The 15,371-nt window shown below is 66.0% G+C and carries 8 protein-coding genes and 2 pseudogenes; 5 read left to right on the top strand and 5 right to left on the bottom strand.

What is annotated here, in order from left to right:
• Window positions 1-60 precede the first annotated feature (60 nt).
• From ACIRQP_RS40950 to ACIRQP_RS40935, 4 genes are all read left to right on the top strand, one after another.
• Window positions 61-1,362 (top strand): helix-turn-helix transcriptional regulator, encoded by a 1,302-nt coding sequence (locus ACIRQP_RS40950; RefSeq protein WP_403900360.1) that lies wholly within the window; start codon window positions 61-63, stop codon window positions 1,360-1,362.
• A gap of 68 nt (window positions 1,363-1,430) precedes the next feature.
• Window positions 1,431-2,702 (top strand): hypothetical protein, encoded by a 1,272-nt coding sequence (locus tag ACIRQP_RS40945; RefSeq protein WP_403900358.1) that lies wholly within the window; start codon window positions 1,431-1,433, stop codon window positions 2,700-2,702.
• The gene (locus ACIRQP_RS40940) at window positions 2,699-6,022 is read left to right on the top strand and encodes a hypothetical protein (RefSeq protein WP_403900357.1); all 3,324 of its coding nucleotides are present in this window, start codon (window positions 2,699-2,701) and stop codon (window positions 6,020-6,022) included. The genes ACIRQP_RS40945 and ACIRQP_RS40940 overlap by 4 nt, the downstream gene beginning before the upstream one ends.
• A gap of 31 nt (window positions 6,023-6,053) precedes the next feature.
• The gene (locus ACIRQP_RS40935) at window positions 6,054-9,023 is read left to right on the top strand and encodes an RNaseH domain-containing protein (RefSeq protein WP_403900355.1); all 2,970 of its coding nucleotides are present in this window, start codon (window positions 6,054-6,056) and stop codon (window positions 9,021-9,023) included.
• A 344-nt stretch (window positions 9,024-9,367) separates the two neighbouring features.
• Here the strand turns inward: ACIRQP_RS40935 and ACIRQP_RS40930 are convergent, their stop codons facing one another.
• Window positions 9,368-10,066 (bottom strand): DUF5655 domain-containing protein, encoded by a 699-nt coding sequence (locus tag ACIRQP_RS40930; RefSeq protein WP_403900353.1) that lies wholly within the window; start codon window positions 10,064-10,066, stop codon window positions 9,368-9,370.
• A 456-nt stretch (window positions 10,067-10,522) separates the two neighbouring features.
• Here ACIRQP_RS40930 and ACIRQP_RS40925 point away from each other — a divergent pair, with 456 nt between their 5' ends.
• Window positions 10,523-10,654: a hypothetical protein gene (locus tag ACIRQP_RS40925; protein WP_403900351.1), complete on the top strand. Its 132-nt coding sequence runs from the start codon at window positions 10,523-10,525 to the stop codon at window positions 10,652-10,654.
• Window positions 10,655-10,850: 196 nt separating this feature from the next.
• Here ACIRQP_RS40925 and ACIRQP_RS40920 read toward each other — a convergent pair whose 3' ends face one another.
• From ACIRQP_RS40920 to ACIRQP_RS40905, 4 genes and pseudogenes are all read right to left on the bottom strand, one after another.
• Window positions 10,851-13,337: a tyrosine-type recombinase/integrase gene (locus tag ACIRQP_RS40920; RefSeq protein ID WP_403900349.1), complete on the bottom strand. Its 2,487-nt coding sequence runs from the start codon at window positions 13,335-13,337 to the stop codon at window positions 10,851-10,853.
• Complete coding sequence (locus ACIRQP_RS40915) at window positions 13,334-14,173, bottom strand: tyrosine-type recombinase/integrase (protein WP_403900362.1); 840 nt, start codon at window positions 14,171-14,173, stop codon at window positions 13,334-13,336. Before ACIRQP_RS40915 ends, ACIRQP_RS40920 begins: the two co-directional genes overlap by 4 nt.
• An 87-nt stretch (window positions 14,174-14,260) precedes the next feature.
• Window positions 14,261-14,485: pseudogene (locus ACIRQP_RS40910) on the bottom strand (site-specific integrase); the annotation flags it as partial.
• A gap of 119 nt (window positions 14,486-14,604) precedes the next feature.
• Window positions 14,605-14,868: pseudogene (locus ACIRQP_RS40905) on the bottom strand (transporter); the annotation flags it as partial.
• Window positions 14,869-15,371: the final 503 nt, after the last annotated feature.

Below are 15,371 nucleotides of genomic sequence, written 5' to 3'. Positions count from 1 at the left end.
GAGGTACGACAAACTCGCCGTCCGCTACGAAGCCACAGTGCTGATCGCAGCCATCAACGAATGGCTCTGACCAGGCTTTCACAACAGGCCCTAGTTGCCATGAAGTCTTCACTGGGGTTCCCTACGAGTATGCCAAGGCATCTGCTAGCCGTTGAGCACACCAAGATCAGGGCGCTGCGGGAGCAGGCTGGGCTTACTCCGCAGGAGCTTGCTGGCCGCGTGGGGGTCACGTACCGCGTGGTCGTGTACTGGGAGGAGGGCAGGTATGTGCCTGAAGCCAGGAACGTGCGGCGGCTCGCCGATGCTCTGGGATGCGCCACCACCGACCTCACGGGAACGCCGAGCGGGTCCGAGACGCTGGTTGACCTCCGCTATGCCGCTGGTCTCACCGCAGAAGAGGTCGCCACCCGCCTTCGCGCGACTGCCGTCGGCCGTGATCTGTTCGTGGACGCACACAAAGTCCGCAGCCTGGAGCGGGGCCGTCAGGTGTCCGGCTGGAACTGGAGGAAGCCTGGGCACACGGGCCGGCTCGTGCAGCAGCTGGCGACCGTGTACGAGGTGCCGGTCCGGATGGTGATGGATGCCTGGATGCGTACTCGGCCGGTCGATGAGCCCCCGCACCTGCCCGAGCGGGAGCGGCACGGTCCGCCGGCGTCAGCGGTCGAGGGCTGGGAGGGGCTGAATGATCGGCAGCGGGTCTATCTGGGTGAAATCCTGCGCGATGACCAGATGACCGAAACTGAGATGTGGATGCGCCGGCAGAACCAGGTCAGGGTGCCGCCGGCCAAGCAGTGGCGGAAGTTGCCGTTCACTCTCGACGCACCGGCCGAAGTAGTCGGCCACACGCGTCTTCAGCAGCGCCTGCGGAGCGCTGGTGTCCACGATCAAGGGGCCGGGGCCACCCTCCACTCCCTGGAGCGGCTGGGACTGATCAAAGTGACCAAGGACCGCGTAGAGGTTCCGGGGGTGGGTGAGGTAGACCGGACCCTCGTGGAGATTACGCGCCGCGGCCGTGCCTGTGCCCGCGCTGGGCTGGGAGAGTCCGCAGAGTCGGCACCTCCCGCGCATCTGCTGTCTGAATGGTTGTGGGGCGTTCTGCTGCGTGTTGCCGCGGCCGGCCCGGAGGGTCTCCACGAGAGCGAGCTGACGGGTAAGTCCCTGTTCTACTTGGCTGTGGGTTATCGGCCGAAACGCCAGGCGCATCCCAGCAGAGGCTTCATCGAACTGCGTCCCCGGATGGCGCCGGGTGATACGCACGTCCTCGAGTACCGGTGGCACACCACCGGTCTCGGGCGGCAGCACATTGCCTCCTACCTGCACGTCTATACGGAGATGTACCCAGCTGCGGCGTCTCCAGCGTAATGATCATTTAGGGCGGTCCGAGGCCGTTCCGGGGGCATTGTCAGACCCGTGCTCTACCGTCGTCTCCCGTGACGACCCATGTCGATGATGACGGCCTGACGTTCTCGCATTTCGAGGCGTTCCGCCTGATCAACTTCACCTTCATCAAAGCCTGTCAGACGATCACCGCCCCGGACCTGAGCCCGAGGGACCGGGCCGAGAAGCTGATGCGGTACCACGGGGACTTGCTCGCCGCGTACGGCCCCGGAGTGCCGCTGTCGTTCGGCGAGTTCCGCCGAAGGCTGCGCGGTCCCATCGACGGCCTGCTCCCGCCGTGGCTTGACCGGTCCGGCTTCGGCGATCTCGACTTTCCCGTTGTCGACGCCGAGGGCTGCGTCACCGGCAACGCCTTCGATCTGCAGTGGGAGACCTCCCAGCTGCACCGGATTTTGAAGCGGCTTCGGCGGATCGGCCGGATGCGGTTCACCGAGGAGCAGCTTCAGGACGAGATCGACCAGGATCAGATGTACGAGATCCTCAAGGGCCGCGGTGATGCCCAGTACGTCAAGGACCGCACCACGCTGGTGGAATGCCCGGCCGGCACGGCCGCGGAGCTGAACAAGCGCGGCCTGCCCCTCAACGCGATCGGCTTCTACGAGCCGATCCCCTACCACGCCGTCTACCGCACCTGGTGGTTCCCCTGCACGGTGTGCAAGTGGCCCATGAAGATCAGCAAGCGGATGAGTGCGGGCCGCGAGTACTACCGCGTCGCCTGCCTCTACGGCCGTCACGCCGATACCGGTGCCAGCTTCATGTTCCGGCCCACGTCCGGAGACGCGCCGCAGCTGCATCCGGACAGCCCCGACACCCCGCCTCCGCACGAGGCAGCGCTCGCGCTGGGCACGACCGGTGCCGTGCCGGAGGCGAAGCCGGTTGAGGGGCATCTGGCCCTCAAGCGCGGCGTGTGGCGCTACACCTGCGTGCCCGGCCTGCACGAGCTGCGTCTGCACACCGTTCTGCGGGAGCGGCTGGCTTCCGCACTGGCTGATGTGGACGAGGCCGTCAAGCTCTGGCCGATGAGCGATGCCTACGACCATCGCATCGAGGTCAAGGGCCCTGACGGAAGCACCCACGTCTTCACCGTGGATGTGAAGGACTACACCCACGGCCGTGTCCTGGCCGAGAGCCTGCACCGCAACGAGGGCGACAAGGGCGGCGCCGAATGGCTCGTCGTTCCCGACCACCGCGCCGACCAGATCCCCCTGCTGACCGTGACCTGCCACAAGTACGGAATGAAGGCCGCGACCATGACCGACTTCGCCAAGATGGTCTGCCAGAGCGCCGGGGTGATGTGGGCATGAGCCAGATGACTGTCAGGGACGCCTTCGTCCGCGCCGCGCTGGCCCTGGCCGCCCACTACTTCCCGCAGCACGATGACGACGGCAAGCCGCTGGCCTCCTTCCGCCACGCGGCGTTCTTCGCCAGCTGCAAACCCCAGGCATGGGAGAGATGGAATGAGCTGGGCAGTGAGGAACGCCTGCTCGTGGCCGAGGTGATGAAGCTCAGCAACCCCGACCTCGCCGACGAAAAGCGGTTCGCCTCCGCCGCGCGGATCCTCCTGGGCGCCATGGACAGCGCCGACGAGGAGGACGAGGAGACCGCCCTCCAGCTGTTCACCCTGGCCGGCGATCCTCTCACCGCCACCGCGGCCTACCCCCTGCTGGGAGGGGACTACCTCGGCTACGCCAAGAGCCTTCTCGCGCCCTACCGGCGGCCGAGCAGCAGACGCAAGCCCCACGAGTTCGCAGCGCCAGGCCAGACGTACGAGACCAGCGAACGCACCGACGGCAACGAGATCGTCCACGGCCGCGTGACCATCCCCCGCTTCCCCGCCTTCACCCAGCCCCTCGGCCATGACACGCTTCCCGCCCTCACCACCCGGCCCAGCCTCGGCACCGTCCGGGTCACCGTCCAGGAACTCAAGGACATCGCGCAACTCCTGGACACCCAATACGAGGACACAGAGGCGGGCCCCTGGCTGTACAAGGTGCTGACGGGCCTGCTCGACCGGGTGAAGGCCCGCGACACCGACACCGTCGACGTACTGGATCTCCTGGCCGGCCGGACCCAAATTTTCCACGCGCCGACCGGAACCGGTAAGTCCGTGCTGGTTCGGCTCCTGGGCTCGTGGGCCGCGCTCAACGACTACCGCGTCACCCTCCTCGTCCCCGACGTCAAGGCCACACTCGCCTCCGTCTGGGACATCAGCCATGACCTCGAGATCCTGCACGAGGCGGGCAAGACCGAGCACCTGGCGACGTGTGCTCCGCTGATGTCGCCGTCTTCGCGGCACGAGCGCGCCCTCAAGCACGCGGCCCTCGTCAAGGAGGATCCCGACGCCCCCGGGGAATGGGGCAAGCGAGGCCGCCGCGACGTCGACCACCTCGCCTACGGGTGCGCACAGCAGCACTGGCTCGACTCCGCCGGCGTCTACCGTCCCGGTAAGGAGAACTGCCTGAACCTGCGCGGCGGCGGAGAGATGCTGGCCTGCCCCTGGATCCCGACCTGCGGCAAGTTCACCCCCGCCTACCGGGCCGCTGACGCCACGGTGATCGTCACCAACCACCACAACTTCATCCAGGGCACCATGCGGGTGGGCATCCAGATCGACGGCCGCCCGGTCCGGTCCGTCACCGTCCGCGAGTTCGTGCTCCGCGCCAGTGATTTCGTCATCATCGACGAGATCGACGCCTTCCAGGCCGTCGCCGTCGACCGCTGCGCCACCACGGTCGACCTGCACTCCCGGCGCCCGTGGACGGCAGAACCGCAGGTCCTGGACACCGCGGCCAAGCACCTTCCTCTGCGCTTCGAGGATCAGCTCATTGAACCGGTCAGCCACGTCCGGCTCATGGCCGAGTCCCTGCTGACCGGACTGTGCACCAGGGCATTCCGCCTCAACCACCACGACGACGCCCGAGTCCCGCGGCTGAGGCACGAATACGACTACGAGGGTTGGCGCCTGCCACGCTCCAAGGACCGAGAGCTCATCGGCCTCCTGTTCCCCGAATACCAGGTCAGTGACGGACAGCCGCTTCCCGCCGAGGCAATCCACCGGCTCAACGCCCTGGTACCGGCACCCGACCTCGGCGAAGACGACGAGACGGCTCCTGCACCCATGCTCTTGGACCCCGAGTGGGAACGGGTAAGCAGCGTCCTCGGGGCCGTCGTGTCGCCGCGCGGCATCAACCAGCGTGACGCGCTCAAACTCAGGCTCCACGAGGCCCTCGCCCCGATACTCAGCGACGGCCGCGCTCGCAACCGGGCCATCGACCACCTCCTCATCCGCACGCTGATGAGCGAACTGGACGTGTCGCTCGCCGTTCTGCGCGACACCGCCCAGTCCCTGCGTCACTCCGGGCTGCTTAGCGCCAACCGCATCATCGACTCGATGCGCTCAGGCGGCATCGCCGACGTACTTCCGCACGGAACAATCGGCAGGCCGATCAACGGCTACCGGGTCACTGGCATGAAGAATCCGGAGAAGGACGCCAAGCTCTCCACGCAGCAGATGGCCGGCGACCCGCACACCTACGTGTCGGAACTCGGCGGACTCGTCTCACTGATCACCGCCGGCGTGGAGCGTCCCATCTTCGGGCTCTCCGCCACGGCTTACTTCCCCCAGGCGGTCAAGGAACACGTCCACGCGCCCGTGATGTGGTGGATGACCGACGCCCAGGAAGAATCCATCCTGGTCGAGTCGTCGGCCGTCACCTTCGGCAACGGCCACCGAAAGGCCGGAGAACGCATCCCGATCGCTGGCCAGTTTCCCTCCGACAAGCCCGAAGCCCTGCGCGAAATCGGTGAACGCCTGTACGAGACAAAGTTGTCGAGGAAACTTACGCGCCTGGCCAAATCGGAATCGACCCGCACCCGCGCCCGCGTGATCCTCACCGCCAACAGCTACGAGCAGTGCGGCCACATCGCGACCGGCCTCGCCAAGGCGAAAGGGCTCTCCCACCGCGTGTGCGTCCTCGTCCGGGAAGAGGACCGCCTCAGCAACGTCCGCCACCTCCCCGATCCCTCACTGGTGCGCCGCATCACCGTCGAAGAGGTCGAGGAATTCCCCCAATTCGGCGACATCCTGATCGCTCCCCTGGCTAACATCGCCAGAGGACTCAACATCGTCGTCAATCTCCGCTCAGCCATCCACTCCATCTACCTGTGTGTGAGGCCCCCGCTGATCATCGACGATCCCACCTGGATGTACGGGAGCGTCAACGCCGCGGGCATCAACTCGTTGCCCGCGTCCGGCACATCGGATCCCGTCCAGGCTCTACAGGCGGCCCAAACCGCCGCACGCGACCACCTGAGCACCATCCTGCGCTCCTCCCCACAGCTGTCGACGATGGACCTCGTCCTGCAGGAGCAGATGGTCGCCGGAATGCTGGTGTCCCTCATCCAGCTCGCCGGCCGGGCACGACGCGGCGGTACCAACATGGAACTGCACTTCGTGGACTACGCCTTCCACGACGAGACATGGAGCTCCGACCTGGCCAGCATCATCGAACGCATGGCCTCCCGGTGGCTGCCGGAAGAACGTCGGCAGATGGCCGAACTGTACGGCGAAGCGGTCAATGCCTTCCTGACTTACGCAGGCGTCGACCTCGCCCTGTCCGCATAGCCCAGCGCTTCTTCCCGAAAGAGATCCAGCATTGAGCGACACCACCGCGACTCTCCCTAGCACCCTCACCCTGCGCTGCACCCCCGAACTCGTGCAAGGGCAGAAGGTGTACGTACGGATTTTCCCGCGCAGTGTGCGGGATGAATGGGAGAAGCTGAAGGGCGACGGAGACGACGAGCAGAAAAGCCAGCAGCATCCGGACGAGAAGAAGAACCTGCCGTACTCAACCGCCCTCACCTACCTGAAGTTCAAGACCGGCGGATACGTCCACCTCGACCGGTACCTCAACTTCCTGGTCTCACTGGAGAAGATTGACGACGAGACCCTGCGCCACGTCTTCCGGTGCGTCGTCGGCTACAGCAAGGGACTGGACACCGACCAGGCCGTCCTCCTCGACGTACCGCCGGTGGCCGAAGCCATCGCGAAGACTCCCGAGCAGGAATTCGACATGGCGCGGCTCCTTAAGCCGGTGCCGGGCAGGCAGCCGAAGTGTCCCGACTGGATGTACGTGGCCGTGCCCTGGGTGATCTCCAAGAAGCTCGCCCAAGAGAAGTTCACCATCTACGACCTCGTCCCAATCACCAAGAAGGTCGCCGACAAGGAGAAGGACGGCTCCCCCAAGCTCGACGCCAACGGCGAACAGGTCTACAAGAACCGCACGATCGGCTGGAAGGCCAACCCGAACAAGAGGGAAGTCACCTACCTTACCGACAGCCGGGGCGGCCTCATCGCCTGGGATCACCCCTTCGGACGCAAGTACAACCTCCGTGACGACGCAAGCGAGGTCAACGAGGCCGCCAAGGCCCAGTACGCGATGTCCAGGCTCTCGGTGGTCATGAAGACCGAACCCAACGTCGTCCACCCCGTCATCTTCCTGGACGCCCACGTCACCCGCGTCCACAGCAACATGGTCTATGCCAAGTCCACGCACATCTACCAGGGCAGCGACGGCCTTCCGCTCTTGCACACCGAGCTGGTACGCAACGGCGTCGTCCGCGCAGTCAACCAGCGCGCCCTGGAACTGCTCGCACGCGACGAGATGGACATCAGCGTCCTGCAAGCACTACAGACGCGCGTCACTGAAGAGCGGGGCCTGCTGGAAAAGGCCGCCGAGAAGGGGGAATTCCCCTCGTTCATCACCCCTGACGCCGGCGTCATCCGCCCGCTCATGCCGCAGAACGACAACTTCGCTGTCGGCACGGGACCTGGCACCCTCCACCTGCGACTCTTGGCCGAACACGTCTCCAAGGTGCTGGGCGAGAAGGCCACCTGGGTCGACTTCACGGTGGAACCGATGACCTTCGAGCCGCGCCCCACGGACAAACAGAAGATGGCCCCGCAGGAGCGTGCCAGCCGCATCGAGGCCGGCGAACTCCTCCACACCATCGGCTTTCCCCCGCCCGAAGAGATCACCGCTTCCGTGAAGGCCCAGGGCTTCAAGCACCTGCGGATCGTATGCCTGTGGTACCGCTGGAACACCCGCCTTCGCATGATCAACGCGTTGTCCCTGGCCTTCCCGGACGGCTCGCCCATCGGCGATCCTGAGCCAGGTGAGGAGGTCTTCCTCGCTCCCGGCATCAGCGTGGTGTTCCGTCAGGCTGAGCGCTTCCTGTCACACGGCGACGACATCAATCGGACCGTGGAGTTCAAATCGCTCGAAGACGACTTCGCCGACAGCGAGTCGCGGGTAATGGTCGGCGTCTGGTGCGAAACCGAGATCCCGGCGTTGAAGAAGAAGGATAGAGAGAAGCGAAACGCCTTCCTTCTCCGCAGGGAGCGCTATGACGGAAAGTTCCAAGTCCGCCGCTTCCTAGCCAAGAAGGACTTCGTCTGCCAGTTCACCACGGGAATGAAACCGGGATCCTTCGGAAAACCCGCAACAGAAATCAGTCCTCCGAAGCCGGGGAAAGACCACGCCGCTTACATGGCGCTCCTCGACCTGTACCGCTCACTCGGGATCATCGACCAGCGCCTCGCGCGGGCCATCGCGAAGGACAGGAAGGGCCACGAGGCGGGGAAACTCGTCTACTGCGGGATCCACGCCCGCCGGCAGGCCAAGACCGCCGACGGCAAGCACACCAAACGCATCATCGTTGCCACAGCCCTGTTTCCGCCGGAGGAGGAGGGCGACGCCTGGACGATGCGAGCGTGGACGCCCCAAATCGGGGCCTGGGTGCCCTACCGGGAGGCAATCGCCGCCTTCCACGCCAGTGACTACGCACTCCACGTCGACGGCAAGGGCGAGACGGACAAGGAACGCTGGGCGGAAGCAGCAGCACACGTCGAAGACGCCCTCTCCAGCCTCGTCCGCGACGATCTGGAACCCGGCATGGGCTATGTCGTCATGGTCGACGGGCACGCCTGCCGACGGATGTGGACGGGCCTGCACAACGAGAATCAGAGCTACCAGGAAGAGGACATCACCGATCCGCGCACCTGGCTGCCGGGGTACGGCAAAGGCAAGAACGCACCGCGCAAGAAGCCAAGCGCGGTCATCCGCATGAACATCGCCGATGACGAGGTACCTCAGTACGTCCCTGTCCCCCGCGAGAGCGACCCGGAAACCGAAAAAGAGTCCATCACGTTCGCATCGGCCAAGCTGCACCGCGCCGACGTCGACTTCGGTAACCCCTTCTGGGTCCTCTTCAATATCCCGCGCAACTACCAGGCCAAGGGTGGAGACCTGGGTAAAACCATCACCCGCTGGGACGCCGACCCGGGCAAGGGTGGGGAGGAGGGGGAGCGGGAGACGAACGAGCTCAAGACGCCGTGGTGGGCGATCACGGCGACCGAGATCTACCCGGTCGGTGTGGCCGATGGGGTCGACCGGACGATGCTCGTACGGGCGACCGCGCGCTTGTGCCACCAGACCATCGCCTGGTCCGACCGCTCGCGCTATCCCGTGCCCCTGCACGCAGCCAAACAGTTCGACCTCGACCACCCTCAGTACCGGCGGTCGGCGCCGCCCGAAGAGCAGGGTGACGAAGCCGCCGACGACTAACGGAGGACGCGTTGTCGGGAGGGATGCCCGAGAAGGCGCGTCCCCTCGACGACCGACGGTGAAGAGCGGCCAGCTGTGGTTCGCTCGCTCGTGGTCCAAGTCGTGTGTCTAGCCGCCCGTGTTGCGAACCGCCTCCGCTCGCAGCCTATTCAGTCACCAGGCACACCGACCAGCGACCTACGAGAGCCAGGCAACATAGCGCGGGGTCGCCGGTTGGCCAAACCGGCGACCCCGCGCACCATAGATAGTCCACCGCCCCGCCCTCCCGTACGTCGAAGGGTTCCACCTACGACCGCAGACACGACACGAGCGCAGCCCGCCAGGAGGCAGGCAACAGCAGGCGATCACGCCGCCGCGTAGCTCGCCCGGAACAGATCCTGCGCCCACTCCACGTCCCTCGGCGTACGGAGCTGGACCTCCAAGTCGCCCGTCCCGTGGTGACCGAGACCAGACACGTCCCGGGTGAAGCCCGGAACGAGGTCGACGTCCTTCGGGTCGACCTTCAGGTAGACCAGCAGCTTGCTCCGCTGCGGCGGGCACAGGCAGGCGAAGTTCCGCAGCCGCTGATACGCCCGGTAGGTCTTGCGCTCGACGCGGTTCACACCGTCCCCGAGCCCGAGCAGAGCCTCGTCGACCACGCTCGCCAGCTCCGCCATCGACGCGCCCTGGACGTCGGCCGCCACCCAGGCAACCCGGCGCCGTGCCCGACGGCCCACCTGCAGGCCGTAGCCCACGGAGGCCACTGTCTCAAGCCCGAGCAGATCGCTACCGAAGAGTCGGTAGCGGACCAGGTCGATCGACCTCCGGTGCTCGCGCACAGCATGCACGTCGTAGCGGGTGAAGTCGCCAGCGATACAGATCAGACGCGGGCCGCTCCACAGGACCTGGGACGCGGCCGTCACCCCGAGCCGGTCGCGGACCAGGTGCTCGAACTCGGCGCGATGGTCCATCAGCCACGCCAGGTAGAAGAGACCCTGGTTGATGACGCCTTCTCTGAACTGGCGGAACCCCAAGATCAGATTTCGTGACCGACTTGTTATCAACCTGGCGGCGCACTCCAGTCCACTCTGCGGATTCGTGCAGAAAACCCGACAGGAACCGGCGAGAAACCTGACAAGGGAATCCAATAGGGCTGCCTGGCGACGTCTGGCGCTTGGCCCCGGAGATATCGCAGGTCACCGTGGTGCAGCATGACATGCCGTCCGGTTTCCTTGTCAGAAACAAGCCGATTTCGTCAGTAAAGAACGGGAAGCCCTGTCGCGTAGCCCTGTTTTCAGGCTTGTTAGACGTCCCGCCCCCGCCCAGGCGTATCCATTTTTTGGCCGCCTGAACTAAGAAACCCCTATCGGAAAATGCGCCTTAGCATGTCGCGAGATCGAAGTTTCCGCAGGTCAGCGGGGGTGCCTGCCTGTATCGCCTGCAATTTGCGGCCCTCTCCCGCCTTCTGCTCTCATATCCCTCAACGAGAGTTGGGCATGAATTACAAGGGAGGGTCATTCATGGAGTGGGTGCAAGTCATTTCGCCGTTTGTCATCGCTGGCGGCTCCATTGCCGCCGCAGTGATCACCCGCCGAGGCCAGGATGAGAAGGGTGAGGGGGACGAGGAGAAGGGGGAGTCCTTCGACAAATAGAGCCCGGCAGTCCGGGTGGTCCACGTGCCAATTTGCGGGCCACCCGGACGTATCGAGATCCGCGCCATCACGTTGCCGCAGATCTCGACAGGCCGGTGACATGGCGTCCTGCGACGTCGGGGTAGACGGGCATGCCGAGCTCGACAGCCTTCTCTGAACTTGGTGGCAGGGCCGACATGTTGGTGCGACATCGGGATCACGCTCGCTCCCCCGGCCGGTGTTGGCGCGGGACAGTGGGCGTGGTGATCGTTGGGAGGCCGAGGTCGACGGGGCTGCGGCTGGCGGGGCGTCGGTCGAGTTGGGCAAGTTTCTCCTGCGCTCCGGCAAGGCTCACCTGCAGCCCTTCCATCTCGCCGAGCCATCCTTCGCGGTTGGCCTCGGCAATGCGGGCGAGGAGGTTGTCGCGGATTTCGACGAGCCGGTCACGCTGGGCGGGATCGGGCCAGAGCATCGGGCAGCGGACGCAGGCGTGCTCGTGAATGCACGGAGTACCGAACGCGCGTCCGCACGCTCCGATGGAGACCTTTCGCCGCTCGAAGTGGCCGAGGAACTCCTGCCATTCCTCGTCGGTGGGAACGCGGTATTCCTCGCTCGGGCGAAGCGACCTGCGACGGGCGAGGAAGGCCATGTGCGCCTGGGTTGCTTCTTCGGGGTAGACGGCCTTGTAGCCGAGGGTCACATTGATGTCCTGGTGGCCAGCAATCACCTGGGCGATGTGCGGCGGCAGCCCGTTCAGGATGGCATCGGTGATGAACAGCCGTCGGAAGTCGTGCGGTGTGTAGCGGAGCGGGGCTCCCGTGACGTCGGTCAGTCCGGTGTCGATGAGGGCCTGGTCCAGCATGGTGCGGACGGTTTCGTCGGTAAACGCGCGGTCCTCTCCGCAGATGCGCCGTTGGAACAGCAGCGGGGTGGGCTCCTGCCACTCGCATTCGCCGCGGTCGTAGGAGCGGACCAGGGGAACGGCGCCGACGGTGTTCCGGACTCGGCAGATGATCGCGCTGAGAACGTCGGCGAGCTCGGGGCTGACCAGCAGCAGCCGCTCGGTGTCCGTCTTGGACGGGACGATCTGCAGGAGGGGGACGACTTCGCCAGTGGTGGGCAGCCGGTATTGGACCAGGCTGTGATGGCTGAGTTCCAGCAGTTCCTCGATGCGAACGCCAGTGGCTCGGAGGACCTCGACCACGGCCCAGGTCCAGAAGGAGCGCTCGTCCTCGAGTCCCAGATCGCGGCGCTTTCGGGTATGTGGGTCCTCGGCCCAGATCCGGCCAGCCGTTCCGTTCGGAACCACGGCGCGTACGAGTTGCTGACCGGCAGCGGTGAACACCTCGCCGGGATCGGCATGCCGGGCTGCTTCCAAGGCCCCGGCGGCGCTTCTGCGTCGCTCGTCGACCGAGCGGACGAGGATAGGCAGGACCGGCAGGCGCTCGCGGGTGCGGGCATCCATCCTGGCCTTGCGCCGCCGTTGTACTTTTCGGTTCTCCAGCTCGTCAGCTCTCACCGGGCTGGGTGCCACCCACGGGCCCCAGCGGCCGGGGTCCTCCAGGGCCCACTGGGCGATATCGAGGTAGAAGGCCCGCACCTGGGTGAGCGTGTGCCGGTGGTTGAGCCTCTCGACCTTGGTGGTCGTCCGGTGGCCGTCGGGGGTGGTGACGGTCTTGTCCTTGGTGTGGATCCTCTGCTTCCACTGGCCGATGACGTCCGGGGCGAGGCGGAGGCTGTCCGCGTCGGGATGGTGGTGCTCGATGTCCTGCCAAAAGCGTTTGCCGAGGTGGTAGGAGAGGGACTTCAAGCTGTTGTAGTCCAGCGCAGGCTGACGTTCACGGAGATAGTCCACCAGCAGATCACGGACAGTACGGCAGCGCAGGCCGTAGCGGTCGATGAGTTCCTCCGGGGTCCGTCGTCCCAGGTAGCGGACCTCGCGCAGATTCTGCGGAGCGTCCTCTCCGAGGGCTCCGAACTGATGCAGCAGGCGGTAGAACACCTCGGTCCCTGCCATTGCCCGCTTGAGCACGACGGCTTGGGTCTCAAGCAGTTCCAGGACGTCGCCGACGGTGATGTCGGCGATCGTGCCGCCCTTCGCCGCGAGGACGAGGGCGCTGCGGCAGAGCGTTGTGGAGACAGCGCCCGGCCGCACGCCCTGGGCTTGAGCACCCAGCTCTCGCAGACGCTCAAATCCGTCCGGGTCCCGGCTGTGCGCCATGGAGCGGACCAGCACTCCTTGGCGGCTGGCCCCGGCGGCCAGCCAGTCCACGGAAGGCCGCAGCAGCTCAGCGCTGATCAACGTCGTCAGGGCCCGGCCCACCACCGGCATGCGCCAGGCCGCCTTCAGGCCGTGCTCGTGCAGCCATTGCTTGATCACCGGCCGCCAGGCGGCGCCGGCCTGCTCGATGCCGCTGGCCTTCCACCGTTCCTGCCAGGTCTGCCCGGGCTGATCTTCCAGCCAGTCCAGCACCATGACGATGCCGTGCTTATGGTGCAGTTCGCTGCCGGGGTTCTCCAGCGTGTAAGGCGGACGGGACAGCAAGCGGACCACCTCGGCGCGCGAGCGCTCGATGCCCGGCCAGTCGTCGGGAACACTGCGAGCGGGGAAGCGCTGCCGGGCGACCGTCGCGCGCGTGAGATGCGGATCCAGTCCAGCGGCCGGTGTGCGGCAGCCGCTACTCGCCGACGAGGTGATGGTCACCGGGCATCGGTTCCGAACAGCACATCGAGGCTTTCCGGCCGGTAGTCGGCGGCGGCAGGTGGAGCGATACGGGCGGCTGCCTGCCGTGTCTGCTCAGCGTGGTGGGCCAGCAGCCGCCGGATCACCACCTCTTTGCGAGGCGTGAGGTAGAGCTGTGTCGTGGTCAATTGAGCGTGTCCCAGGACGAATTGGACATCGGTGAGGGGGAGTCTCGGGTCCTCCGCCATCCGGTAGGCGGCGGTGTGCCGCAGCGCGTGCAGTGTCGCGGACGTCCCCGCTTGGGCATTCGCCCGCTCGAACATGCGATGAACCGCGTGGTAGGTCAGCGGCATCGACGGAGAACGCAGGGTCCACCACAACGGCAGGCGTCGCCCCCGCGGGATCGCGTCGTCCATCTCCAGCTGGTAGAGCCGAAGCCAGACGAACGCATCGGTCGAAGCAGGTAGTTCTTGGACCTCGCCGGTTCCCTTGCGGACCACCGAGATCAGTTGACGCCCCGGATCGGCACCGGCTTGCCAGGTGCTGAGCAGTTCGCTGGCACGCGCGCCGGTGGAGACGTAGAAGGCGACCAGGGCCCGGTCTCGGTGCGACGGGAGCCGGGCGAAGATCTCGTTGAACTCCTCGTCGGGGACGCTGCGGGGCACTCGCTTGGGCACTCTCGGCCGGTAGAGCCCGGTGCGTTCGTTGCCGGGCGGGTCCATCGGGTTGTGGTGGGCGTGGGCCCGCCGACCACGACGTGCTCGGTCCAGCGGGAACGGGTTGAGGACGGGTCCGGTGCCGATGTCGCGGTGGAAGTCGTAGAAACTCCGCAGCACTGTCTCACTGTGCGCTCGCACCGACGGTGCGTACGGCTTGCCACCTGCAGCCCACTGGCCCGCCTCGTTCGGGCGTCGCCAGTGCGGGCGCCTCGGCTGGCCGGCGACTTGAAGCCAGCGGGAGAAGTCTTTCGCCTCGAGTCGGCTCGCTCGGTCCCACGGCACCTCGACAGCCCAAAGGAAACGGAACCAGCGCAGCAGATCCATCCCGTAGGAACGGGCCGTCGCCGGCGAGCGACCGGCGCCTTGCAGGTCCCGCAGGAATGCGCGCGCTCCTTCAACCGACTCCCCGGCGGGGTCGAAGAGCCGGTAGGGATCCCACGGATCATCCATGGCCACCAGTTCCCCGACCAGAGGGACAGACAGGGCCGCCAGGTCTCGCGATGCCTCCATGGCCAACTCAACGACGCTTCCACCATCAGGTCACTGACCTGCGGAAACTCCGCCGCTAGTTCAGTCAACAGGTCGGCGTCGACGCCACGCTTGTACTCGATGATGACCGGCGATCCGTTCTCGTCCAGCCCGAGCGAATCGATCCGGCCCCCGTGCAACGGCCCGGTGCTGTACTCGCTCGCCACGAACCGGACACCCAGCAGTGTCTCCATGTGCGCCTCGACGAGTCCCTGCACATCTGCCTCGACCCCAGCAAGACGCGGCGCGACCTCGGTCATGCCGCTACTCGTCGTATCCGTGCGGAACAGCTTCAGGCCCGACACCTTCCCCTCCTCGGCTCAGAGATCACCAACGCCGATGAGGTGCGGGATTGTTTCCGCGAGAGGCTACGGAGGCGTGAAGATAGTGTTTACGCACGACCCGTCCGGAGAGCGCTCGCGTCTCCCGGCCACCGGGAATCTACGATTCACCCGTAGGTCCCCCGCGCCCCGGGGGATAGCGCCCGGAAGCTGCGTTTACGCAGGTCAGCCCCCGTAGCTCAGAGGATAGGACACGTGCCTTCTAAGCGCTTGGCCGCCCGTCCACTTTAGCTGAAGAACGGGCGGCCTCCAGCGGCTCCCCCTCCTCCCCTATTCCGCCTGCGGTTCGAAGCCGTAGCGAGAGGAAGAAGCCGCCGGCCATCTCGGTTGACCATGTTCTCGCTCGGCCGCAGGCAGGCCATGCTCTCGGACCTAGGGCGTGTATTGGGTCGTGATCAATCTGTGGGTTTCGCTCTCGTGGAGCGGGAGGATCGGGTAGGCCGGTGTGTATGACACGGCGGCAACTG

The sequence above is a fragment of the Streptomyces sp. NPDC102274 genome (assembly GCF_044766385.1).
Classification (GTDB): Bacteria; Actinomycetota; Actinomycetes; order Streptomycetales; family Streptomycetaceae; genus Streptomyces.
Note: the sequence above shows the minus strand (reverse complement) of the source record. Positions and strands in the feature narration are given on the sequence as shown.

Excerpts from the sequence above, each read along its gene's own strand:
- ACIRQP_RS40950 (WP_403900360.1), top strand. The coding sequence starts at position 61 with ATGGCTCTGACCAGGCTTTCACAACAGGCCCTAGTTGCCATGAAGTCT.
- ACIRQP_RS40940 (WP_403900357.1), top strand. The coding sequence starts at position 2,699 with ATGAGCCAGATGACTGTCAGGGACGCCTTCGTCCGCGCCGCGCTGGCC.
- ACIRQP_RS40925 (WP_403900351.1), top strand. The coding sequence starts at position 10,523 with ATGGAGTGGGTGCAAGTCATTTCGCCGTTTGTCATCGCTGGCGGCTCC.